General features: G+C 64.4%; 18 protein-coding genes and 1 pseudogene. 5 read left to right on the top strand and 14 right to left on the bottom strand.

Annotation, left to right across the window (positions count from 1 at the left end):
- Nucleotides 1–83 precede the first annotated feature (83 nt).
- Nucleotides 84–281, top strand: a pseudogene (locus BJ6T_RS32535) (carbohydrate porin); the annotation flags it as partial.
- Nucleotides 282–427: 146 nt separating this feature from the next.
- Here BJ6T_RS32535 and hpnH read toward each other — a convergent pair.
- Entirely contained in the window at nucleotides 428–1,588 is a 1,161-nt protein-coding gene (gene hpnH / locus BJ6T_RS32530; protein WP_014496816.1) for an adenosyl-hopene transferase HpnH, read from the bottom strand.
- Nucleotides 1,589–1,623: 35 nt separating this feature from the next.
- Nucleotides 1,624–2,550, bottom strand: a complete 927-nt coding sequence (ispH, locus tag BJ6T_RS32525; RefSeq protein ID WP_014496815.1) for a 4-hydroxy-3-methylbut-2-enyl diphosphate reductase — start codon at nucleotides 2,548–2,550, stop codon at nucleotides 1,624–1,626.
- A gap of 462 nt (nucleotides 2,551–3,012) precedes the next feature.
- Here ispH and hpnN point away from each other — a divergent pair, with 462 nt between their 5' ends.
- Nucleotides 3,013–5,601, top strand: coding sequence for a hopanoid transporter HpnN (hpnN, locus tag BJ6T_RS32520; protein ID WP_014496814.1), 2,589 nt, complete (start codon nucleotides 3,013–3,015; stop codon nucleotides 5,599–5,601).
- Here hpnN and BJ6T_RS32515 read toward each other — a convergent pair.
- On the bottom strand, nucleotides 5,569–6,219 hold the full coding sequence (locus BJ6T_RS32515; RefSeq protein ID WP_014496813.1) for a DUF2147 domain-containing protein: 651 nt from the start codon (nucleotides 6,217–6,219) through the stop codon (nucleotides 5,569–5,571). The two genes, hpnN and BJ6T_RS32515, sit on opposite strands and share 33 nt — an antisense overlap.
- 141 nt (nucleotides 6,220–6,360) lie before the next feature.
- Between BJ6T_RS32515 and hpnO the strand changes: the two genes are divergently transcribed.
- The gene (gene hpnO, locus BJ6T_RS32510; RefSeq protein ID WP_014496812.1) at nucleotides 6,361–7,752 is read left to right on the top strand and encodes an aminobacteriohopanetriol synthase HpnO; all 1,392 of its coding nucleotides are present in this window, start codon (nucleotides 6,361–6,363) and stop codon (nucleotides 7,750–7,752) included.
- Between the two features lie 13 nt (nucleotides 7,753–7,765).
- On the opposite strand, the gene BJ6T_RS32505 is transcribed toward hpnO, so the two are convergent.
- Complete coding sequence (locus BJ6T_RS32505; RefSeq protein ID WP_014496811.1) at nucleotides 7,766–8,014, bottom strand: HigA family addiction module antitoxin; 249 nt, start codon at nucleotides 8,012–8,014, stop codon at nucleotides 7,766–7,768.
- Between the two features lie 79 nt (nucleotides 8,015–8,093).
- Nucleotides 8,094–9,002 carry an AraC family transcriptional regulator gene (locus BJ6T_RS32500; protein ID WP_014496810.1) on the bottom strand — a complete coding sequence of 303 codons (909 nt, stop codon included), beginning with the start codon at nucleotides 9,000–9,002 and terminating at the stop codon, nucleotides 8,094–8,096.
- 126 nt (nucleotides 9,003–9,128) lie between these two features.
- Between BJ6T_RS32500 and BJ6T_RS32495 the strand changes: the two genes are divergently transcribed.
- Complete coding sequence (locus tag BJ6T_RS32495; protein ID WP_197538866.1) at nucleotides 9,129–9,509, top strand: nuclear transport factor 2 family protein; 381 nt, start codon at nucleotides 9,129–9,131, stop codon at nucleotides 9,507–9,509.
- 74 nt (nucleotides 9,510–9,583) lie between these two features.
- Here the strand turns inward: BJ6T_RS32495 and BJ6T_RS32490 are convergent, their stop codons facing one another.
- From BJ6T_RS32490 to BJ6T_RS32465, 6 genes are all read right to left on the bottom strand, one after another.
- Nucleotides 9,584–10,351: an anti-sigma factor family protein gene (locus BJ6T_RS32490; RefSeq protein ID WP_014496808.1), complete on the bottom strand. Its 768-nt coding sequence runs from the start codon at nucleotides 10,349–10,351 to the stop codon at nucleotides 9,584–9,586.
- Nucleotides 10,348–10,896 carry a sigma-70 family RNA polymerase sigma factor gene (locus BJ6T_RS32485; RefSeq protein WP_014496807.1) on the bottom strand — a complete coding sequence of 183 codons (549 nt, stop codon included), beginning with the start codon at nucleotides 10,894–10,896 and terminating at the stop codon, nucleotides 10,348–10,350. Before BJ6T_RS32485 ends, BJ6T_RS32490 begins: the two co-directional genes overlap by 4 nt.
- A 142-nt stretch (nucleotides 10,897–11,038) precedes the next feature.
- Complete coding sequence (locus BJ6T_RS32480) at nucleotides 11,039–11,374, bottom strand: cupredoxin domain-containing protein (protein WP_014496806.1); 336 nt, start codon at nucleotides 11,372–11,374, stop codon at nucleotides 11,039–11,041.
- A gap of 24 nt (nucleotides 11,375–11,398) precedes the next feature.
- Nucleotides 11,399–12,340 (bottom strand): metallophosphoesterase family protein, encoded by a 942-nt coding sequence (locus BJ6T_RS32475; protein WP_014496805.1) that lies wholly within the window; start codon nucleotides 12,338–12,340, stop codon nucleotides 11,399–11,401.
- A gap of 131 nt (nucleotides 12,341–12,471) precedes the next feature.
- Complete coding sequence (locus BJ6T_RS32470) at nucleotides 12,472–13,353, bottom strand: alpha/beta fold hydrolase (protein ID WP_014496804.1); 882 nt, start codon at nucleotides 13,351–13,353, stop codon at nucleotides 12,472–12,474.
- 12 nt (nucleotides 13,354–13,365) lie between these two features.
- Nucleotides 13,366–14,985: a GMC family oxidoreductase gene (locus BJ6T_RS32465; protein ID WP_014496803.1), complete on the bottom strand. Its 1,620-nt coding sequence runs from the start codon at nucleotides 14,983–14,985 to the stop codon at nucleotides 13,366–13,368.
- Between the two features lie 212 nt (nucleotides 14,986–15,197).
- Here BJ6T_RS32465 and BJ6T_RS32460 point away from each other — a divergent pair, with 212 nt between their 5' ends.
- Nucleotides 15,198–16,370 carry a M20 aminoacylase family protein gene (locus tag BJ6T_RS32460; protein ID WP_014496802.1) on the top strand — a complete coding sequence of 391 codons (1,173 nt, stop codon included), beginning with the start codon at nucleotides 15,198–15,200 and terminating at the stop codon, nucleotides 16,368–16,370.
- 156 nt (nucleotides 16,371–16,526) lie between these two features.
- Here BJ6T_RS32460 and BJ6T_RS32455 read toward each other — a convergent pair whose 3' ends face one another.
- From BJ6T_RS32455 to BJ6T_RS32445, 3 genes are all read right to left on the bottom strand, one after another.
- Nucleotides 16,527–18,155, bottom strand: a complete 1,629-nt coding sequence (locus BJ6T_RS32455; RefSeq protein ID WP_014496801.1) for an inorganic phosphate transporter — start codon at nucleotides 18,153–18,155, stop codon at nucleotides 16,527–16,529.
- Between the two features lie 107 nt (nucleotides 18,156–18,262).
- Nucleotides 18,263–19,705 carry a UdgX family uracil-DNA binding protein gene (locus BJ6T_RS32450; protein ID WP_014496800.1) on the bottom strand — a complete coding sequence of 481 codons (1,443 nt, stop codon included), beginning with the start codon at nucleotides 19,703–19,705 and terminating at the stop codon, nucleotides 18,263–18,265.
- Nucleotides 19,705–20,940 carry a putative DNA modification/repair radical SAM protein gene (locus BJ6T_RS32445; RefSeq protein ID WP_014496799.1) on the bottom strand — a complete coding sequence of 412 codons (1,236 nt, stop codon included), beginning with the start codon at nucleotides 20,938–20,940 and terminating at the stop codon, nucleotides 19,705–19,707. The genes BJ6T_RS32450 and BJ6T_RS32445 overlap by 1 nt, the downstream gene beginning before the upstream one ends.
- Nucleotides 20,941–21,027 lie beyond the last annotated feature (87 nt).

Raw genomic sequence — 21,027 nt, 5'->3', positions numbered from 1 at the left:
TCAGCAAGTTCACCAGCGACAGGAAGGCCGGATTGATCGCGCCCGTGACGGCGGAAATCACCAAGAGCAGCAAGCCGAGACCGAGTTCTTTCCTCAGCCCCAACGCATGCGGCAACGAAGTTCCGCTCGAAGTCTGGTACGGATGGCAGGCAACCGGCTGGCTGAACCTCAAGTTCGACGCGCAATACGTGATCAATCCCGGCGGGCGCGGCTATAACGCCGTGGGCGTGAAGACCGACAATGCCGTGGTTCTCGGCATGCGCACCGAGGTTCACTTCTGATGTGACGCCAGCCCGTCTGATGCATGAGGGCGGAGCGTAGCCCCGCGCATCGCTCCGGTCTTCCCCCCTCGCGCGTGAGCTGAACAAAAGAAGAGGCCCGGTCGCGATAGCGACCGGGCCTTTTTCGTTCGTACCGAGTAGCGTGCTTACGCGGCAGTCGAAGCCTTCCGAGCGGCCTTCTCCTGCGCAGCGGCGGCCTCGTCCTTGCGGATCTCCGACAGGCGCTTCTGCACTTCCGCCGAGAAGATGTACTGCGCGGGACGCTGCTTGCTCATGTCGATCTCCGGCGCCATCGGACCGGAGGTCCTGATGCCGCGCAGCGACACCCACATCGCCTTCAGCGGGTTGTTGAGAGCTGCGGTCGCCGCCGTCGGCTCGTAGCCGCAATGGGCCATACAGTCGGCGCACTTCTCGTACTTGCCGGTGCCGTAGGTCTCCCAATCGGTGGTGTCCATCAGCTCCTTGAAGGTCTTGGCATAGCCTTCACCGAGCAGATAGCAGGGCTTCTGCCAGCCGAAGATGTTGCGCGCGGGCATGCCCCACGGCGTGCACTCGTATTCCTGGTTGCCGGCGAGGAAGTCCAGGAACAAGCCGGAATGCATGAAGTTCCACTTCTTACCCTTGCCCATCGCGAAGACGTCGCGGAACAGCTTCTTGGTCTTGGTGCGGTTGAGGAAGTGCTCCTGGTCCGGCGCACGCTCATAGGCGTAGCCCGGCGACATCGAGACGCCGACACCGAGCTCGACGGTGAGGTCGAGGAATTTCGCGATCTCCTCGGCCGGATGGCCGTCGAAGATGGTGGCGTTGACGTTGACGGTGAAGCCGCGCGCCTTGGCCGCCTTGATCGCGGAGACGGCGCGGTCGAATACGCCCTTCTGCGACACGGCCTTGTCGTGATGGTCCTTCAGGCCGTCGAGATGCACGGAGAAGAACAAATACGGGGAGGGCGTGAACAGGTCGAGCTTCTTCTCGAGCAGCAGTGCGTTGGTGCAGAGCGAGACGAACTTCTTGCGTTCGACCAGGCCACGCACGATCTCGCCGATCTCCTTGTGGATCAGCGGCTCGCCGCCGGGAATGGCGACCATCGGCGCGCCGCACTCGTCGGCCGCGTCCCAGCACTCCTGGGCGGTCATGCGGCGGTTGAGGATCGCATCCGGATAATCGATCTTGCCGCAGCCGACGCAGGCGAGGTTGCAGCGGAACAGCGGCTCCAGCATCAGCACGAGCGGATAGCGCTTGCGGCCAAGCAGTTTCTGCTTGAGCAAATAGCCGCCGATGCGCATTTCCTTGAAGAAGGGGATAGCCATTACAGGTTTCTTTCTGGGCTTGGAATTCGGGTGGGTCAGCTCGCAGCCAGTTCGGCCGGAAGCCGGAATTCGATGTTTTCCTCGCGGCCCGGCAGCACCGAGACCTTGACTGGTCCGATCCGCCGCATCGCTTCGATCACGTCATCCACGAGTACCTCAGGCGCCGAGGCGCCGGCCGTGACGCCGACGGTCTTGGCATCTTTCAACCACTCCGGATTGAGCGCGCTGCCGTCGGCAATCAAATAACTCGCGACGCCGGCCTCAGTGCCGATTTCGCGGAGCCGGTTTGAGTTCGAGCTATTGGAAGCGCCCACCACCAAGATCACGTCGACCAGCTTGCTCAAGTCCCTTACCGCAGATTGGCGGTTCTGTGTCGCATAGCAGATATCCCGGATATCCGGACCTTGAATATCTTTAAAGCGGGCCTGGAGGGCCGCAATAATGTCCTTGGTGTCATCGACTGACAGGGTGGTCTGGGTGATGTAGGCCACTGGCGTATCCGCCTGCAGCGTCAAGGCCTTAACCTCTTCAACGCTTTGGACGAGCAGCACCGGGGCCGGAACCTGGCCCATCGTGCCCTCGACCTCGGGGTGGCCGGCATGGCCGATCAGGATCAGGGTGCGGCCCCTGGCGATGTAGCGCTTCCCCTGATTGTGAACTTTCGTGACCAGCGGGCAGGTGGCATTGAGCACCGGAAGGTCGCGCGCGGCCGCCTCTTCCTCGACGCTGCGGGCGACGCCATGGGCACTGAAAACGGTCACGGCCTTCGGCGGAACCTCGGACAGTTCCTCGACGAAGATCGCGCCCTTGTTCTTCAGGCTCTCGACCACGTACTTGTTGTGCACGATCTCATGGCGCACGTAGACGGGCGGGCCGTACTTCTCCAGCGCCCGTTCCACGATCTCGATCGCACGCACCACGCCGGCGCAAAAGCCGCGCGGCTGCGCTAGATAAACTTCCATCGGACGCCCATCACGCAAGTTGCACCAATCCGCTTCTCAAGTCCCCGGCGGCACCTCGGTACTGCCCAATGAGTTGCAATAACCGCACCATTGGTTTCGCGCACGCGGTAACCACCCACCCTAGCTGGGCCCCGGCGCATGGAGGCACAGCACTTTGTGTCAAAAAATCGGCAAAAAGGAAAGACCGGATGAAACCCTGGTTCCGTTACCGTGCGCATCTGCGGTATTATAATAGCGAATTCGTTCTGAGCAAAATGGCGACATTTGTGCTCACCTCTTCGCCACTTTCCCGCCTCAAGTCACCGGCTATACCGACCGCCCCGCATGATTTTGCCACGGTCTGTCGCCGTTTACCTCGAACCTTCGTGCGGCGAGAACCACTCAAAACAGCAATAGGTTTCGCCGGGGAACTCCGATAAACAGCGGGCGTTTCCGGCAAGCTGTTAACCGCAGAAAGAAAAGATGCTGCAAAGCGTAGTCGTTGCCATCGTCAGGGCCTGCACCCGGTTTGCCTCCCTCGTCGTCGTTCTCGGGCTCCTGCTGGCGGTAGGGGCGGGCTACTACGCGTCCCAGCACTTCGCCATCAACACCGACATCAATTCGCTGATTGCCCAGAATTTGGACTGGCGCCAACGGGATCAGCAGTTCGACCGCGCCTTCGACCGCGATGCCACGATCACGGCGGTCGTCGAGGCGAAGACGCCGGAGATGGCGACCGCGGCTTCGGACGCGCTGTTTGCCAAGCTGAAGGACGACAAGACCAACTTCCAGTCGATGCAGCAACTCGGCACCGGCGAGTTCTTCGAGAAGAACGGCCTCTTGTTCCTGCCGACCGAGGAAGTCGCCAAGATCACCAGCCAGTTCGAGTCCGCAGCGCCCCTCGTCGAGATCATGGCGGGCGACCCCTCGATCCGCGGCCTGACCGGCGCGCTGGAGACCGGGCTTGCCGGCGTCAAGCGCGGCCAGGTCAAGCTCGACAACACCGCGCGGCCCTTCAACCAGATCGCGCAGACCGTCGAGACCGTGCTCAACAAGGGCAACGCCAGCTTCTCATGGCGCGAACTCGTCAGCGACGAGCCGCTGTCGGATTCCGACAAGCGCGCCTTCATCGAGTTCAAGCCGATCCTCGACTACAACGCGCTGGAGCCCGGCAAGGGCGCCACCGATGCGATCCGCAAGGCCGCGGCGGAACTGGATTTTCCGACCAAATACCAGGCGCGGGTGCGGCTGACCGGTCCGGTGCCGATCGCCAACGAGGAATACGCCACCGTCCAGGAGGGCGCCGTCGTCAACGGCGTCGGCACGGTCCTCGTCGTGCTGCTCATCCTGTGGCTCGCGCTGCATTCGGCGAAGATCATCTTCGCCGTGTTCATCAATCTCTTCGTCGGGCTTGCGATCACGACCGCCGCCGGCCTGATGATGGTTGGCTCGTTCAACTTGCTGTCGATCGCGTTCGCGGTGCTGTTCGTCGGCCTCGGCGTCGATTTCGGCATCCAGTACAGCGTTCGCTACCGCTCGGAGCGCTACAAGCACAACGACCTTTCGGCGGCGCTGGTGCGGGCTGCGAAACGCTCGGCGGTGCCGCTGTCGCTCGCGGCGATGGCGACCGCGGCCGGCTTCCTCTGCTTCATGCCGACCGACTACAAGGGCATCGCCGAGCTCGGCCAGATCGCCGGTGTCGGCATGCTGGTCGCGTTCCTCTCCTCGATCACCGTCCTGCCGGCAATGCTGAAGCTGCTCAACCCGCCCGGCGAGAAGGAGCCGGTCGGCTACGCATTCCTGGCGCCGCTCGATCACTTCCTGGAGAAGCACCGTGTGCTGGTCGTCGGCGGCACGCTGCTGCTGGCGCTCGCCGGTCTGCCGCTGCTCTACTTCATGAAGTTCGATTTCAACCCGATGAACCTGCGCAACCCGCACGCGGAGTCGATCGCGACCTTCCTCGATTTGCGCAAGGATCCGAACACCGGCGCCAATGCCATCAACGTGATGACCACGTCCGAGGAGCAGGCGAGGCAGGTCGAGGCGAAGCTGGAGAAGGTGCCTGAGGTGCTGCGCGTGATGTCGCTCGACAGCTTCGTGCCGCAAGACCAGGCGCCGAAGCTGAAGCTGCTCGCGCAGGGCGCCAAGGTGCTGAATCCCGCGCTCAATCCCGACCAGATCGACGCGGCGCCGACCGACAAGGAGAACGTCGATTCGCTGAAATCCTCGGTCGACAATCTGCGCCGGACCGCCGGTGACGCGAAGGGCCCGGGTGCGGTCGCCTCGCGCCGGCTTGCGGACGCGCTCGAGAAGCTCGCCAATGGCGACGAGGCCACGCGGAACAAGGCGCAGGACGTGTTCGTCACGCCGCTGAAGATCGCGTTCGGCCAGCTCAGGAACGCGATGCAGGCCGGGCCGGTCACCCTGAACTCACTGCCGCCCGATCTCGTCAACGCCTGGAAGAGCAAGGACGGCATCATCCGCGTCGAGGCGTTGCCGAAAGGCGATCCCAACGACAACGACACGCTGCGCAAATTTGCAGCAGCGGTGCTCGCGGCCGAGCCGACCGCGATCGGCGGGCCGGTCTCGATCCTGAAATCCGGTGACACCGTGGTGAAGGCGTTCATCCACGCCGGCATCTACGCGCTGCTGGTGATCGGCCTGTTGCTTTGGATCACGCTGCGGCGGTTCGTCGACGTGCTGATGACGCTGGTGCCGCTGCTGGTCGCCGGCGCGGTGACGCTCGAAATCTGCGTGTTGATCGGCCTGCCGCTCAACTTCGCCAACATCGTCGCGTTCCCGCTGCTGCTCGGCGTCGGCGTTGCCTTCAAGATCTATTATGTCGTGGCCTGGCGCTCTGGCAGGACAAACCTGCTCCAGACCAGCTTGACGCGCGCAATCTTTTTCAGCGCGCTGACGACGGCGACCGCATTCGGCAGCCTGTGGCTGTCGAGCCACCCCGGAACATCCAGCATGGGCAAGCTGCTCGCACTCTCGCTGGTGACGACGCTTGCCGCAGTGCTGCTGTTCCAGCCGGCCCTAATGGGCAAACCCCGCAATCTCAGGGAGTAGGCAGATGTCGCCGATCGAGTCGGCGGCGTTCTTCTGACCGGGCTTGGCGGTGGTGGCGGTCTTCGGGGCCGCGGCGGGGGCCGGCGCTGTGGCGCTGGCGCCGGTCGTGCCGCCGCCTGTGGTGCCTTGGGCTTTCGGCGCCGCGCCGGTAGGCTTCGGCGCGCCCTTAGCCATGGCGTTGGCGGTGCTCAAGGGAATCGGCGGGGCGACGCGGGTCCAGGTCTCGCCGCCGCAGAGGAAGCCCATCACGCAGCCCTTGATTTCGAGCTGGTCGGTGCCGACGGGCGTGATGGTTGCGCTGTAGAGCTGGCCGTCCTTGGCGTTGTAGACCTGCCCTTCCCACTGATCGACGCCGGGCTTCTTCTTCATGTCGATCAGGGTCGCCATGCCCAGCGTCGGCCTGGTCTTTTTCGACGGATCCGGATTGTATTCATCGCGGCCGCCGGGCTGCTTTTCCCAGGAAACCGCGCCCCACATGCTGCCATTGCATTGGGCGACACGAATGTTGGCGACAGCATCGGCAACCCGCCAGTCGCCGGTCGGATCGGCGGCGAGCGCCGGGGTCAGGCCGGTGAAGCCGCCAGCCAGTATTAGTCCGGTGTAAAGGGCTAAACGCATGATAGTTCCTTGGCAGTGCAACATGGTTTAAAGCTGTGCTTGCGAAGATGGTCCGAAAAAGGGCAAAAGGCCGCACAGACCGTTTTCGGTAACGGTCCCTTTTCAGTTGACGAGCCGGCCCTCAAGCGAAGTATGTAGCGGATGCACAGCCCAAATCCAGACATGTCTCAGCTATTCGCGGACCGTCAGGCCCAGCGCAGCACCCTGCATAATCGGCATCTGAACGAGCAGTTCGTTCGGGTTCTCAAGACCATCGGCTACGACGTCGGCTTCCAGAAGGGGCAGGGGCAGTACCTCTACGATCGCGAGGGCGCGCGCTATCTCGACCTGTTGTCCGGCTTTGGCGTGTTCGCGATCGGGCGCAATCACCCGGTCATGCGCGAGGCGCTGAAGAGCGTGCTCGATGCCGACCTGCCCAATCTCGTCCAGTTCGACGTCTCGGTGCTCGCCGGCGTCCTCGCCGAGCGGCTGCTGAAATACGTCCCCTATCTCGACAAGGCGTTCTTCGCCAATTCCGGCGCCGAATGCGTCGAAGCGGCGATCAAATTCGCGCGCGGCGCCACCGGCCGTCCCGGCATCGTCTATTGCGCCCACGGGTATCATGGCCTGACCTATGGCGCGCTGTCGCTGACGGGTGATTCGAACTTCCGCACCGGCTTCGAGCCGCTGCTGCCCGGTTGCACCTCTATCCCGTTCAACGACCTCGCCGCGCTCGAAAAGGCGCTGGCCTCGCGCGAGGTTGCGGCCTTCGTTGTCGAGCCGATCCAGGGCAAGGGCGTCAACATGCCCACCGACGAGTTCCTGCCGGGTGCTGCCGCGCTCTGCAAGAAATACGGCACGCTGTTCGTCGCCGACGAGATCCAGACCGGCATGGGCCGCACCGGCCGCTTCCTGGCGGTCGAGCACTGGAACGTCGAGCCCGACATGGTCCTGCTGTCGAAGTCGCTGTCCGGCGGCCACGTGCCGGTCGGCGCCGTGCTGACGCGCAAGAGCATCTTCGACAAGATATTCAACCAGATGGACCGTGCGGTGGTGCACGGCTCCACCTTCTCCAAGAACGATCTGGCGATGGCCGCGGGCATCGCGACGCTCGACGTCATGGAGTCCGAGAAGCTGATCGAGTCCGCCGCCAAGCGTGGCGCCGAGCTGCGCCTCGCGCTGACGCGCATGGTGCCCGGCTACGAGTTGATGAAGGAAGTGCGCGGCAAGGGCCTGATGATCGGCGTCGAGTTCGGCCCGCCGAAGTCGCTGCGGCTGCGGGCGTCCTGGAACGTGCTGGAAGCAGCCAACAAGGGCCTGTTCTGCCAGCTCATCACCGTGCCGCTGTTCAAGGATCACAAGATCCTCACGCAAGTCGCCGGTCACGGCAGCCACACCATCAAGTTGTTGCCGCCGCTCACCATCACCGAGGAAGATTGCGGCTGGATCGAGCGCGCCTTCGACGACGTCATCGCCGGCAGCCACAAGGTCCCCGGCGCGATCTGGTCGCTCGGCAAGACGCTGGTGGACAACGCGGTGCGGCGGTCGGCGTAAGGTCACCGATCGCTCAGGCCGCTTTCGGCTTGTTCACGGTCTTGATGCGGTCGAGTGCCTTGCCGAGATCGCGTCTGGCGATCTGGATGTCGTAATCATTCTGAAGATTGAGCCTAAGCTCGGCGGTCGTGCCGAGCGCCTTGGCCAGCCGAAGTGCGGTGTCGGCGGTGATCCCGGTCTGCTCATTCGCAATCCGCCCGATCCGCGTGCGGGGCAGGCCGCATGTCTTGGCGAGAGCGGGGAGACATGTTCGGCGGAACAAGGAATTCCTCCAGCAGAACCTCGCCAGGATGCAGGGGCTTGAGTTTCTTGGCCTTCTCCTACCGTCGCCAAATATACATTCACGAGCTGCCGTTTCGATAGCGTCCTGGTGATCGTCCAAACATGCGACTGAAGGCCTTCGAGAACGACGGCGCGGACTCGTAGCCTACGGCCCGTGCGATCTCGTCGATGGAGCGGCCGGTTTCACGCAGCGCTTTCGCCGCCAGGCTCATCCGCCAGCGCGTGACATAGGCGAGCGGCGGCTCTCCGACCAGTTGCGTGAAACGGCGCGCGAAGGTGGCGCGGGAGAGCAGGGCGTGATCCGCCAGGGCTGCGACCGTCCAGTCGTCCTGCGGCTGCTCATGGATGAGGCGCAAGGCGCGCGCAATCGCGGGATCGCTCAATGCGCCGAACCAGTTGCCGCTGCCCGCGGGCTGATTGTCCATCCACGCGCGCAACAGCAGGACCAATGCGCTGTCGAGCAGGCGCGATGCGATGATTTCGGCCTCGCTGCGGCGGCCCTGCGCTTCGACACGGAGCAACTGTAACGCCAGTCGCAACGGCTCGTTGGCCTCGACCTGCTTTGCGGTGAGGTGAACCAAGGGCGGCATCAGCGACACCATCGGATGAGGCCCAGCCTCGTCGAGCTGGTATTTCGCGCATAGCAGCCTCGTTGCATCGGACGCCGAGGCCGCCTCCGGGGCTGATACGGCGGACAGCGCGTCACGAATGGGAATGATCTCGGCATCCGGCGGATCGCTCAGCGCATGGCCGACGCCACTCGCGACCAGGACCACGTCGCCGGGTGAAAGACGAATGGGCTCGTCACGGCCCGTCAGCTTCAGCCAGCAACTGCCCGCGAGCACGACGTGAAGCGCAGAGTTCCGCTGCGGCTCGACGCCGATCCCCCAGGGACGGCGCAGTAGGGCCGTGCCAAGGAACGCGCCGCCGGTGCGATACGCCGCCAACACCTCCGACCTTGCATCCATCACGTCCGCTCCCGCGTGCCGACGGTCGCTTTTTGAGACGATCGGACATGACTTTGCAAGCCTCGCACATCGACGCCGCTGCCGCGCCGTTCCAGAACGCGTGACGTGTCATGGGAGAACAAGCTGATGAGCGAAATGTCGGCCAACAAGGCGATCGTGCGCGAATTTCTGGAAACGGCGATCAACCGGGGAGATTTCGATGCGGCCGCGATCCATCTCGGTCCGTGCTACGTCCAGCACAACCCCATGATCGCGGATGGCGTCGAGGGCATTCGAAAGCACCTGTCCGAGCTGCACCGGCAGTTTCCGGAGCTGCGCGCCGAGGTCAAGCGGATCGCAGCCGATGGCGATCTCGTCATCGCGCATGTCCACGCGCAGCGCACGCCCGCGGATCCCGGTCTTGCCATCGTCGACATCTTCCGCCTCGAGGGCGGCAAGCTCGTCGAGCATTGGGAGGTGCGCCAGCCCGTGCCCGACACGGCGGTGCATAGCAACGGAATGTTCTAGATCGCTATTGCGAGCCAAGCGGCCGAACCCGCGGCCCAATGACAGGGGCCGCGACGCAATGACGGTGGTGCCCGTTACCCCTCAACGTTCGCCTTCATCGCCGCCTCGAACTTGTCGACGAATTCGGCGAGCTCGTCGGCGCCGATATCGCTGACGGCCCAGAAGTTCAGGCCGCGATTGCCCCAGCGGCGGCAGTTGAAGCCCTGCATGGTCTCGGTCTTCGGCGCGCGATATTCCGCGTTCGATGTCTGCGATACGAACAAATTGATCACGTGCTGCCGGCGCTTGTAGATGACGGCACCGATGGCGCGGGCGTCGATATAGTCGAGCCGGCCGCCGACCAGGGTGAAGCCTTGCGCGGTGAGATCGATCACGGGCGGGGCGACGTCGAGCTTGCCGTTGAACCATGGCTTCACGGTGTGCTGGTCGGTGGAGACCACGTCGATGAGATGGCCGGCCTGCAGCGAGCGCAGATGCGCGGAGACGACCTCCGACAGGATGCGCTGCTGGTCGTCCTGGCGCAGCACCACGGCGACGACGCCGGAGGCGGCGAGCGCGGAGACGGCAGAGCCCATCGCAAAGCCGCGCAGCACCGAGCGGCGGGTCGGTTGCCGGCGCTGCGGCTGCGGCAGCGCGGCTTCAATCCGGGTCCGCAGGCTGGCGGGCGCGGCATAGCGCAAATCGGTGTCGGCGAGCACGCGCTGCATCTCGCGTTGTGCGGCAAACTCCGCGGCGCAGTCGGGGCAGCCGGCAATGTGGGCTTCGACCTCGCGCGCGTGGCCGGCATCGAGCTCGTTATCGAGCAGCGCGTGAAGCAGGATTTTTGCTTCGTCGCAGGTCATCTCGAGTGCTCCTCTTCCGCCGTCCAGGCCGCGCGCAGCATGGCGCGGGCGCGGGCGAGGCGGGACATCACGGTGCCGACGGGGGCGCCGACGGCCTCGGCGATTTCACGATAGGACAGGTTGTTGATCTCCCGCAGCACGAATGTTTCCTTGAACGGTTCGGCGAGCGCGTCGATCAGCTTGCGGATGGCGCTGGCATCGCGGCTGCGCAGCACTTCGGTTTCCGGGCTCGCCTCGCTCTCCTGCCAGATCGGCGTCTGCTCGGCGGCGCCGGGCGTATCCTCGATCGCGCTGGGCCTGTGCGCGCGCCGCGCATATTCGGCGTTGCAGACGTTGCGCAGGATCGCGAACAGCCAGGGCTTCATCGCCGGCCCGCGATAGCTGTCGAAGTGCTTCAGCGCGCGCAGATAGCACTCCTGCACCGCATCCTCGGCGTCGGAGGCATCGCGCAGCAGATAGCGCGCGAGCGTGTAGACGTCGTCGAGATAGGGCAGCGCGGCTTCGCGGAAGCGCTGCGCCTTCTGCAAATCGTCGTTGGCGGGCATCGCTCCTCGCTTTGCCTCTTGTTCTGCGCGTCGCGTTGTTTCGTCCTTGTTCGTTTCGTCCCGGTGTGTGACGGAAGGCACACGAGCCCGGCCGGCGTGGGACCACCGGCCGGGCAAGACGTTGATGCCTTGGTTCGAGGCGTTACTCAACCTTGATCATCCCCGTCATGTGCGGGTGCAACGAACAAAAATATTTGTAGTCGCCCGCATTGGTGAAGGTGAACGAGAACTTGTCGTCGGTGTCCAGGGCCTTGGACCTGAACTTGCCGGCCGACACCACGGTGTGGGGGATGTCGTCCCGGTTGGTCCAGGTCACGGTGGTGCCGAGCTTGATCTTCAACTCGGCCGGCTGGAAAACGAAATTGTCGATATGCACTTCCATGTCGTCGGCACGGGCCGTCGTTGCGGGCAACAGGATGGCCGCGACCAAAGCGAGACCGAAGTCGACACCGAAGTCGCGGCGATTGAGTGTTTTCATTGTCAGATTCCGTTCAGCCCCGGATCAACCCTGCAGCGGCGTGTCGATGATCGCGAGCCGCTGCTCGTTCTGCTTGAAGTTGATGCTGGCGACGCCGAGCATACCGCGCAGCTTTGCGTCCTCGACCTTCATCGGTCCGGGCGAGGGCGCGGACCCCGGCGCCGGCTGCGGGAACGCCGTCGAGCGCGCGGTGTGGAAGGTGACGTTGCCCTCGACCTTCTGCATCACCTGATGGATATGGCCGTTCAGCACGGTGACGGAGCCGAAACCTTTCACCTGTTCCAGCGCGCGGCCACCGTCCTCGGTGCCCCAGCCCCATTCGGGATAGACCGTCCAGAGCGGGATGTGCGCGAACAGCACGATCGGCGTCGATTTCGACTTACCGCGCAGGTCGTCCTGGAGCCAGGCAAGCTGCTCGGCGCCGAGATTGCCGAGGCCGCCGGCCTTGAGGTCGACGACGTTGACGAGGCCGATGAAGTGCACGCCGCCGGCGTCGAACGAATACCAGCCTGCACCCTTGGTGCCGCGGCCGTAACGCTCGCGATAGAACTTCACCTCCTCGTCGAGGAAGTCATGCTCGCCCGGCACGTAGTGCACGTCGAGCTTGCTCTGCGAGATGATGCGGTCGGCATTGTCGAACTCGGCGGCCTTCGACAGATGCGTGATGTCGCCGGTGTGGATCATGAAGGAGGGTTTGGCCGGCATTGCGTTGATCTTGTTGACGGCTTCCTCCAGCGTGCCGAGCGCGTTGGGGTTCGCCGGCTTGTCGAAGCCGACATGGCTGTCGCTGATCTGGAGGAAGGTCATGCCGGGCGCGGCTGCCGTGGCGGCCTGCGCGGAATCGATGATGCCGAGCGAGCGCGGCACGCCGCCCGTGATGGTCCAGAGCACCCCGGTGCCGGCCCAGGTCATGCATTCCAGCACCTTGCGGCGGCTGACGCCGTCCCCGTGATCGTGTCCGCTCATCGCACGTCTCCACATCGCCCGGAATTGGGCTTCGGGGAGGTGATTGGGGGAGGGGAGACTTATTCCCGGATGCGATGACGTTTTCGTGAGGTGGCGGATCTCGTGTCCCGGACGCGTCCGGGGCACGACACCTACTCTGCGAACTCGCGCACGGCGTCCACCACGCGTTCTGGCACTTCCTGCGCTACACAGTGCCCGGCGCCCTCAAAGACCAGCGTGCTGACGCGCGGAATCAGCGACACGGCGCGTGACGCCATCTCCTTGTAGATCGGTCCCGACTTCGCGGCGGTGGTGACGCGTACCGGGCAGTCGATCTCGGTGAGCGAGGCAAATGGATTGCCGCGGGCATCGCCGACATAGACTTGCTCCATCGCCTCGTAGATCGGACGCAGGATTGCGAATTCGATCTCGGGCGTGCAGCAAAGCCGAACCCCGCCATTCTCCAGCGGCACGAAGCCGTGGCGCACATAGGCCCGCAGCGATGGTTCGGTCCAATCGGCAAATGCCGGCGCTGTGCGGTAGCGCTCGAACACGGTGTCGGCACTGTCGAATTCGGCCCGCCGGCGCAGCGTGCCCTGGACGCGGGTGAGTGAGTCTTCGCTCAAGCCCCTGGGCCGTGCCGCGCGCGGGTCCATCACGGTCGGCTCCATCACGAACAGGCGCGTGAAGCGTCCTGGCCGAAGTTTCGTCGCGAGCAGGAGATCGGTCGCGCCGGCGCTGTGGCCGATGCCGTAGACGTCGCACAGATCGAGCGCATCGATCACCCGGCAGACATCCTCGGCATAATCAAGGAAATGATAGGCATCGGGCTTGTGGCTCGCTCCGTGGCCACGGCGATCGAGCGCGTAAACCGTGTAGGTCGATGCAAGCTGGCGCGCGACCTCGTCCCAGACGTCGGCGACGAAACCGGTGCCGTGCACGAGCAGGGCGGGCGGCCTCCCGCTCTCGCCCCATCGCAGCATCGCGATCTGCGCGTCAATGGGGCCGATGGAGAAGCGATGTGGATTGATCATGGGGACGGGACGCTACTTCGCGTCCTCCAAAATCATCGTCGCACCCTTCTCGGCGATCATCGCGGTCGGCGTGTTGGTATTGCCGGAGGTGATCGTCGGCATGACCGACGCGTCGATAATGCGCAGGCCGCTCAGGCCGTAGAAACGCAGCCGCTCGTCCACCACCGCCATCGGATCATTCGCCGCGCCCATCTTCGCGGTGCCGACGGGATGGAAGATGGTGGTGCCGATGTCGCCGGCGGCCTTGGCGAGCGAGGCATCGTCGTCGCCGACGGTAGGACCGGGCAGATATTCGCTCGGGCGATATTTCGCGAGCGCTTTCTGCTGCATCAGCCGCCGCGTGGTGCGGATGGCGTCGGCGCCGACCTGGCGGTCGTCGTCGGTCGACAGATAGTTCGGCGCGATGATCGGCTTCTCGTCCGGGCTCGCCGAGCGCAGCCGCACCGTGCCGCGCGAGGTCGGCTGCAGATTGCAGGCGCTCACCGTGATCGCGGGGAAGCGGTGCAGGGGATCGCCGAACTTGTCGAGCGACAACGGCTGCACGTGGAACTGGATGTTGGCGCGGGCGCGCGTCGCATCGGAGCGCGTGAAGATGCCGAGCTGCGACGGCGCCATGGTCAGGGGTCCGCGGCGGCGGAAGGCGTAGTCGAGCCCCATCAGGCCACGGCGGAACAGATTGTAGTAGGTCTCGTTCAGCGTGCGCACGCCCTCGACCTTGTAGATCGCGCGCTGCTGGAGGTGGTCCTGGAGGTTGCGGCCGATTCCGGGCTTGTCCATCACGATGTCGATGCCGAGCGGCGACAGCCAGTCGGCAGGCCCGATGCCGGAACGATGCAGCACCTGCACCGAGCCGATGGAGCCTGCCGAGAGGATCACTTCGCGCTTGGCACGCGCCTCGATGACCTCGCCATTCTGGATGAAGCGTACGCCGGCGGCGCGGCCCTGCTCGATGATGAGACGATCGACCAGCACGTTCTTCTCGAGCCGCAGGTTGGGACGGTTCAGTGCGGGCTTGAGGAAGCCGCGCGCCGACGACCAGCGCCGGCCGCGCTTCTGGTTGACGTGGAAATAGCTGGTGCCTTCGTTGTCACCGGTGTTGAAATCCGGGATGCGCTTGATGCCCATCTCCTCGGCGGCATCGCCGACGGCGTCGAGAACGGCCCATGACAGCCGCGGCGCCTCGATGCGCCAGCCGCCGCCGACGCCGTGATGTTCGCTCGCGCCGAGGAAGTGATCTTCGAGTTTCCTGAACAGCGGCAGCACGTCGTCATAGCCCCAGCCGGTCATGCCGAGCTGGCGCCAGTGGTCGTAATCGGCGGCCTGTCCGCGCATCGAGATCATGGCGTTGATCGCCGAAGAGCCGCCGATCACCTTGCCGCGGGGATAGGCCAGCGAGCGGCCGTTCAGGCCCGGCTCGGCCTCGGTCTTGAACATCCAGTCCGAACGCGGATTGCCGATCGCGAAGAGATAGCCGACCGGAATGTGGAACCAGATCCAGTTGTCGTCGCCGCCGGCTTCGAGAATGAGGACGCGATTCCCTGGCTCGGCCGAGAGCCGGTTGGCAATGATACAGCCGGCCGTGCCGGCTCCGACGACAATGTAGTCAAACTCACCTTCGAGGCGCCTCGGCATTCTGCTTCCACCCAAACAGGCGTCATGCCCGGGCTTGTCCGGGGCATCCACGCGCTTTCCGTCCTAATAGTCAGACGTGGATGGCCAAGACAAGCTGGTGGCAACCCCCGGCCATGACGAGAGCACAGGGGACCCTCGATCCGCCGGAGTTAGGTGGACTCGTGCTTGCATGGTAGACAGTCCTGTATTCCCAACAAAGCTTGAGACCCTCCATGCCCATCGTGAACCGCGTCGCCGACCTTCAACCCGATATTCAGGCCTGGCGCCGGGACATCCACCAGCATCCGGAGCTGCTGTACGACGTCCACCGCACCGCAGCATTCGTTGCGGACCGGCTGCGCGAGTTCGGCTGTGACGAGGTCGTGACCGGCCTCGGGCAGACCGGCGTGGTTGGCGTGATCAAGGGCAGCAAGCCGGCCGGCGAGGGGCTCAAGGTGATCGGCATGCGTGCCGACATGGACGCGCTGCCTGTCGACGAGCAGACCAACCTGCCTTACGCCTCCAAGACTCCGGGCAAGATGCACGCCTGTGGCCATGACGGCCACACCGCGATGCTGCTCGGTGCGGCCCGCTACCTCGCCGAGACGCGTAACTTCGCCGGCGATGCTGTCGTGATCTTCCAGCCTGCCGAGGAGGGCGGTGCCGGCGGCGCGGCCATGGTCAAGGACGGCCTGATGGAGCGTTTCGGCATCGAGCAGGTCTACGGCATGCACAACGGCCCGGGCATTCCGATCGGCTCGTTCGCGATCCGGCCGGGCCCGATCATGGCGGCGACCGACGAGGTCGACATCATGATCGAGGGCCTCGGGGGCCACGCCGCGCGTCCGCACAAATGCGTCGATTCCGTGCTGGTCGGCGCGCAGGTGATCACCGCGCTGCAGTCGATCGTCGCCCGCAGCGTCGATCCCCTGGAATCGGCCGTGATCTCGATCTGCGAATTCCACGCCGGCAATGCCCGCAACGTCATTCCGCAGACTGCGACGTTGAGGGGCACCATCCGCACGTTGTCGCCGGAGGTGCGCAAGCTGGTCGAGAAGCGCGTGCACGAAGTGGTGGCGGGCGTGGCGCAGATCACCGGCGCCAAGATCGACCTGCACTACAAGCGCAACTACCCTGTCGTGAACAACCACGCCGCGGAGACCGAGGTGGCGCGGCGAATCGCCAGGAACGTCGCCGGCGAAGCCAATGTGCACGAGATGCCGCCGCTGATGGGCGGCGAGGATTTCGCCTACATGCTGGAAGCGCGGCCCGGCGCCTTCATCTTCTGCGGCAACGGCGACAGCGCCGGCCTGCATCACCCCGCCTACAATTTCAACGACGAGGCGATCGTGTTCGGCACGTCCTATTGGGTCAAGCTGGTCGAGGAATCGCTCGCGGCGTCTTAACGCTTCTTGTTCACCTCGCCCCGCTTGCGGGGAGAGGTCGATCGCGCAAGCGATCGGGTGAGGGGGGCTCTCCGCGAGTCCGTCTCTCACCGTGATCGCGGAGGCAGCCCCTCACCCTAACCCTCTCCCCGTAAGAACGGGGAGAGGGAAAGAAGCTCAGAAGATCCGCGAGAAGATCACATACAGCGTGGCCGACAGCGCGATCGCGCAGGGCAGCGTCAGCACCCAGGCCATCAGCAGGTTGCGGATGGTCGCCATCTGCAGGCCCGAGCCGTTCGCGGCCATGGTGCCGGCGACGCCGGACGACAGCACGTGGGTGGTCGAGACCGGGAGGCCGAACACGTCGGCGGCACCGATCGTGGCGGCGGCGACCAGCTCGGCGGAGGCGCCCTGCGCGTAGGTGAGATGGGTCTTGCCGATCTTCTCACCGACGGTGACGACGATGCGCTTCCATCCGACCATGGTGCCGAGGCCGAGTGCGATTGCCACCGCGACCTTCACCCAGAGCGGGATGAACTTGGTGGCGCTATCGAGCCCGCCCTTGTAGGCGTTCAAGGTCGCGACCTCTTCCTTGTTGAGGTCGTTTTCCTTGTCCTTCATCAGGAAGCGGATCGCTTCCGAGGTCAGGTACATGTCGTTACGGGTGTTGCCGACCACTTCCGCCGGTACCTTGTTGAGCGAGCCGTACTTCGCGACCTGGTCGCCGACATCCTTCACCAGCACCGACAGCGAGGGGTAAGTGCCTTCGCTGATGTGGTGCGAGGTGATGTACTGCGTCACCGCAGGACGGGGATCGCCGATGATCGAGTGACCAGCGCCCTTGGCCGCGATCACCTTGGAGGCGGCCTCCGAGACCTTCTGGAACTGGGCGACCTGGCTCTCCGGCAGCGTGCGGTTGAGCGCGTAGGCCGTCGGCACGGTGCCGATCAGGATGAGCATGATCAGGCCCATGCCCTTCTGGCCGTCGTTCGAGCCGTGGGCGAAGCTGACGCCGGTGCAGGTCGCGATCAGCAGGCCGCGGATCCAGAGCGGCGGCGCCTTGTTGCCTTCGGGCGCGGCATAGAGCGCCGGGTTGCGCACGATGAACTTGAGCAGCAGCAGCAGCACGGCGGCGCAGATGAAACCGAACAGCGGCGACAGCAGGAGCGCGTAGCCGATCTCGGTGGCCTTGCTCCAGTCAACGCCCGAGGTGCCGTCGCGGCCGCGCATGACGGCGTTGGCAATGCCGACGCCGATGATCGAGCCGATCAGCGTGTGCGAGGAGGAGGCGGGCAGGCCGAAATACCAGGTACCGAGGTTCCAGATGATCGCGGCGATCAAGAGTGCGAACACCATGGCGAAGCCGGCGCTGGAGCCGACCTGGAGGATCAGCTCGACCGGCAGCAGCGAGACGATGCCGAAGGCGACGGCACCGGAGGACAGCAGCACGCCGAGGAAGTTGAAGAAGCCCGACCACATCACCGCGAATTCGGCCGGCAGCGAATGGGTGTAGATCACGGTCGCCACCGCGTTGGCGGTGTCGTGGAAGCCGTTGACGAATTCGAAGCCGAGCGCGATCAGCAGCGCAACGAACAGGAGGATGTAGGGCAGGAAGGTCGTCACCTTCGTGCCGGTCGCGTTGACGTCGACATAGATGCTGTAGGCAACGAACAGCAGGCCCGCGGCAAGGATGCCGAAGAACAGGATCATCGTGAGCGGGTTAAATCCCTTGTCGAGATTGGGCCTGGAAGCCGGCTGGACAGGCGTCGGATCGCCTACCGCACGGTCGAATGCAACATCTGTCATTTTTGGACGCCCCTTAACTAATTTGAAAGGGCTATTGTCCGCGATGGATTTGAAGGCTGGATGACAGCTGCGTCGTAAAGTCGCTTCCCTCCAGTATTTGCCAGCATTTAGGCGGCGCGCGGGGCTTTCTTCTGCAAGCCGGCGGCAATCTTCAGGTCTTCGACAAAGCGCTGATATTCCAGCACCTTCGCTTCCGGATCAGGCAGCCGCAGCAGATAGGACGGATGCACCGTCACCAGTGCCTTGCGCCCCTCGGGCAGATCTATGAGCCGGCCACGGGTCTTGCCGATCGGGGTGATCTTGCCGAACACGCTCTGCGCGGCGGTGGCGCCCATCGCCACGATGAGTTCGGGCTGGATTGCCGAAACTTCCCGCTCGTACCATTGCCGGCACGCCCGGATCTCCGGCGTCGCCGGCTTCTGGTGCAGACGAATCTTTCCCCGCGGCACGAATTTGAAGTGCTTCACCGCGTTGGTGACATAGACCTTGTTGCGGTCGACGCCGGCTTCCTGAAGCGCGCGATCGAGCATCTGGCCGGCCGGGCCGACGAAGGGGTGGCCGGCGAGGTCTTCCTTGTCGCCGGGCTGCTCGCCGACCAGCATGATGGTGGCGTCTTTCGGGCCCTCGCCGAATACGGTCTGCGTCGCGTCCTTGTAGAGCGGGCAGGCGCGGCAATGGGCGGCCTCCTGGCGGAGCGCTTCGAGATCGTCGGCAGTCAGCTTGCGTGGCATCGGAGCCTCCGGCCGCTTCTGGGGCTTGTGCGGATCGGTTGCGGCATTGGCGATCATGGCGCCGGTCATGCGCTCGGCGTCCTCGATCAAGGGCTTAATGATCGACGCCTCGGGCAGGTTCCTCCAGTATTTCTTCGGCATCTCCGTCTGCATCGCCTTCACCTTCAGCCGCGCCGGGTTGAAGATGCTGGCGTAGTAGCGCCGCCAGGTTTCCTCCAGCCGGTCTTCGCCGGGTGCTTCGCTCTTGCTCACGCCCGACGTGAACGAGAGCGCGTGGCCATCCCAATGCGCACACAGATCGGGTGTCAGGATCGACCAGGGCATGTCGGCGAAGCGCTTGGCGAAGAACGGTGCGGCTAGCTCGACGATGTGATGCTCCGGTTCGAACCAGGCGACGTAATGCGCCGCGCGTTCGCGTCCGATCTCGCGGAAGCGCACGAAGGCATGCATCTTGTGCTCGTCGCGATGGACTGCTCTTGCCATTGCGGTGACTTGCGCGACATCGGGATCGGTCGCGACCTCGATGAGATCGTGATTGTCCTTCAAGCGCCAGAGCAGGCGATAGAGGATCGCAAAGCGCTCGCCGTCGCGATGCAGGATCGCGGCCTTGGCGAGATCGACGAATTTTGCCGACACATTGAAGGTGCCGTCGTTCACCTCAAGTATCGGAGACGGCGCGGGCGGTGCGAACAACTCGGCTTCGCCGCCTTGTACGGTCCAGGTGACATCGGCTGGCTGCACATGATGCAGCACGAGCGACCGCGCGGCTTTGCGCCAGCCGTCGAAATCGGTTTCGGTGTCGAGGGAGATGTACTGCATCAGAAGCCAAACCCCAGTTGTGTTGCCTTCGGCTTGAACCGTTCGATCAGCCGCGCCTCGTCGAGGCGATGCGGGGCGGGCCGGTGATCGCTGAGGATGATGAACGGCAGCGCCTTGTTGCGGGGCACGTGCAGCCGCGCGAGATCGGAGAGGCGGATCGTGGTGGTGCGCCGTGTCGCGATGATGCGTTCGACCGCCTTGGTGCCGAAGCCGGGCACGCGCAACAGCTCCTCGCGGCTGGCGCGGTTGACGTCGAGCGGGAAGCGGTCGCGATGGCGCAGCGCCCAGGCGAGCTTCGGATCGATGTCGAGCGGCAGCATCGCGCTGTCGTCAACGATCTCCGCAACATCGAAACCGTAGAACCGCATCAGCCAGTCGGCCTGGTAGAGCCGGTGCTCGCGCAACAGCGGCGGCTGTACCAGAGGCAAAGCGCGGCTGGCATCGGGGATCGGGCTGAAGGCGGAGTAGTAGACGCGCCGCAGCCTGTAGGAGCCATAGAGATTGGCGCTGGTGTGGAGAATGGTGTGATCGGAGGCCGCGTCGGCGCCGACGATCATCTGCGTGCTCTGACCGGCGGGCGCGAAGCGCTGCGGCCTCGCCTTCGTCTTTGTGCTGCGGTTTTCCGCGGCCTCGTCGAGCTTCAGCCGCAGCCGGCCCATGGTGCGGCGGATCGCACGCACATCCTTCTCCGGCGCGTATCGCTGCAGGCTCGTCTCCTCAGGCATCTCGATGTTGATGGAGAGGCGATCTGCATATTTGCCGGCTTCGGCGATCAGCGCGTCGTCGGCCTCGGGAATGGTCTTGAGATGGATGTAGCCGCGGAAGTGGTGCTCCTCGCGCAGTTTGCGCGCGACGCTGACCACCTGCTCCATGGTGTAGTCGGGGCTGCGGATGATGCCGGAGGAGAGGAACAGGCCCTCGATGTAATTGCGCCGGTAGAAGTCGAGCGTGAGCTTGACCACTTCGTCGATGGTGAAGCGGGCACGCGGCACGTTGGAAGAGGCGCGATTGACGCAATAAAGGCAGTCGTAATTGCAGGCGTTGGTCAGGAGCACTTTGAGCAGCGAGATGCAGCGTCCGTCCGGCGCGTAGGAATGGCAGATGCCCATGCCCGGCGCGGTCGAGCCCATGCCCTTGCCATCGCTGGAATCCCGCTTCTCGGTGCCGCTGGAGGCGCACGACGCATCGTATTTGGCGGCATCGGCCAGAATCTCCAGCTTGCGTTGTACGTCCATCGTGGAATCCCTTTGATTCAGCTTACGAATCCGGATGAGCACCAATTCGATTGACTCCCGGGCCGCTGTTAGCTTTATATTAGAACA

Source organism: Bradyrhizobium japonicum USDA 6, from assembly GCF_000284375.1.
Taxonomy (GTDB): Bacteria; Pseudomonadota; Alphaproteobacteria; order Rhizobiales; family Xanthobacteraceae; genus Bradyrhizobium; species Bradyrhizobium japonicum.
This window is presented reverse-complemented; position numbering and strand designations above follow the sequence as displayed.

What these genes read in the sequence shown, in the direction of transcription:
- BJ6T_RS32515 (WP_014496813.1), bottom strand. Translation starts at nt 6,219, where the DNA reads ATGCGTTTAGCCCTTTACACCGGACTAATACTGGCTGGCGGCTTCACC.
- BJ6T_RS32460 (WP_014496802.1), top strand. Translation starts at nt 15,198, where the DNA reads ATGCCCATCGTGAACCGCGTCGCCGACCTTCAACCCGATATTCAGGCC.
- BJ6T_RS32475 (WP_014496805.1), bottom strand. Translation starts at nt 12,340, where the DNA reads ATGAGCGGACACGATCACGGGGACGGCGTCAGCCGCCGCAAGGTGCTG.
- BJ6T_RS32455 (WP_014496801.1), bottom strand. Translation starts at nt 18,155, where the DNA reads ATGACAGATGTTGCATTCGACCGTGCGGTAGGCGATCCGACGCCTGTC.
- BJ6T_RS32470 (WP_014496804.1), bottom strand. Translation starts at nt 13,353, where the DNA reads ATGATCAATCCACATCGCTTCTCCATCGGCCCCATTGACGCGCAGATC.
- BJ6T_RS32480 (WP_014496806.1), bottom strand. Translation starts at nt 11,374, where the DNA reads ATGAAAACACTCAATCGCCGCGACTTCGGTGTCGACTTCGGTCTCGCT.
- BJ6T_RS32500 (WP_014496810.1), bottom strand. Translation starts at nt 9,002, where the DNA reads ATGGATGCAAGGTCGGAGGTGTTGGCGGCGTATCGCACCGGCGGCGCG.
- BJ6T_RS32450 (WP_014496800.1), bottom strand. Translation starts at nt 19,705, where the DNA reads ATGCAGTACATCTCCCTCGACACCGAAACCGATTTCGACGGCTGGCGC.
- BJ6T_RS32490 (WP_014496808.1), bottom strand. Translation starts at nt 10,351, where the DNA reads ATGACCTGCGACGAAGCAAAAATCCTGCTTCACGCGCTGCTCGATAAC.
- BJ6T_RS32445 (WP_014496799.1), bottom strand. Translation starts at nt 20,940, where the DNA reads ATGGACGTACAACGCAAGCTGGAGATTCTGGCCGATGCCGCCAAATAC.
- BJ6T_RS32485 (WP_014496807.1), bottom strand. Translation starts at nt 10,896, where the DNA reads ATGCCCGCCAACGACGATTTGCAGAAGGCGCAGCGCTTCCGCGAAGCC.
- BJ6T_RS32465 (WP_014496803.1), bottom strand. Translation starts at nt 14,985, where the DNA reads ATGCCGAGGCGCCTCGAAGGTGAGTTTGACTACATTGTCGTCGGAGCC.
- hpnN (WP_014496814.1), top strand. Translation starts at nt 3,013, where the DNA reads ATGCTGCAAAGCGTAGTCGTTGCCATCGTCAGGGCCTGCACCCGGTTT.
- hpnO (WP_014496812.1), top strand. Translation starts at nt 6,361, where the DNA reads ATGCACAGCCCAAATCCAGACATGTCTCAGCTATTCGCGGACCGTCAG.
- ispH (WP_014496815.1), bottom strand. Translation starts at nt 2,550, where the DNA reads ATGGAAGTTTATCTAGCGCAGCCGCGCGGCTTTTGCGCCGGCGTGGTG.
- hpnH (WP_014496816.1), bottom strand. Translation starts at nt 1,588, where the DNA reads ATGGCTATCCCCTTCTTCAAGGAAATGCGCATCGGCGGCTATTTGCTC.
- BJ6T_RS32495 (WP_197538866.1), top strand. Translation starts at nt 9,129, where the DNA reads ATGAGCGAAATGTCGGCCAACAAGGCGATCGTGCGCGAATTTCTGGAA.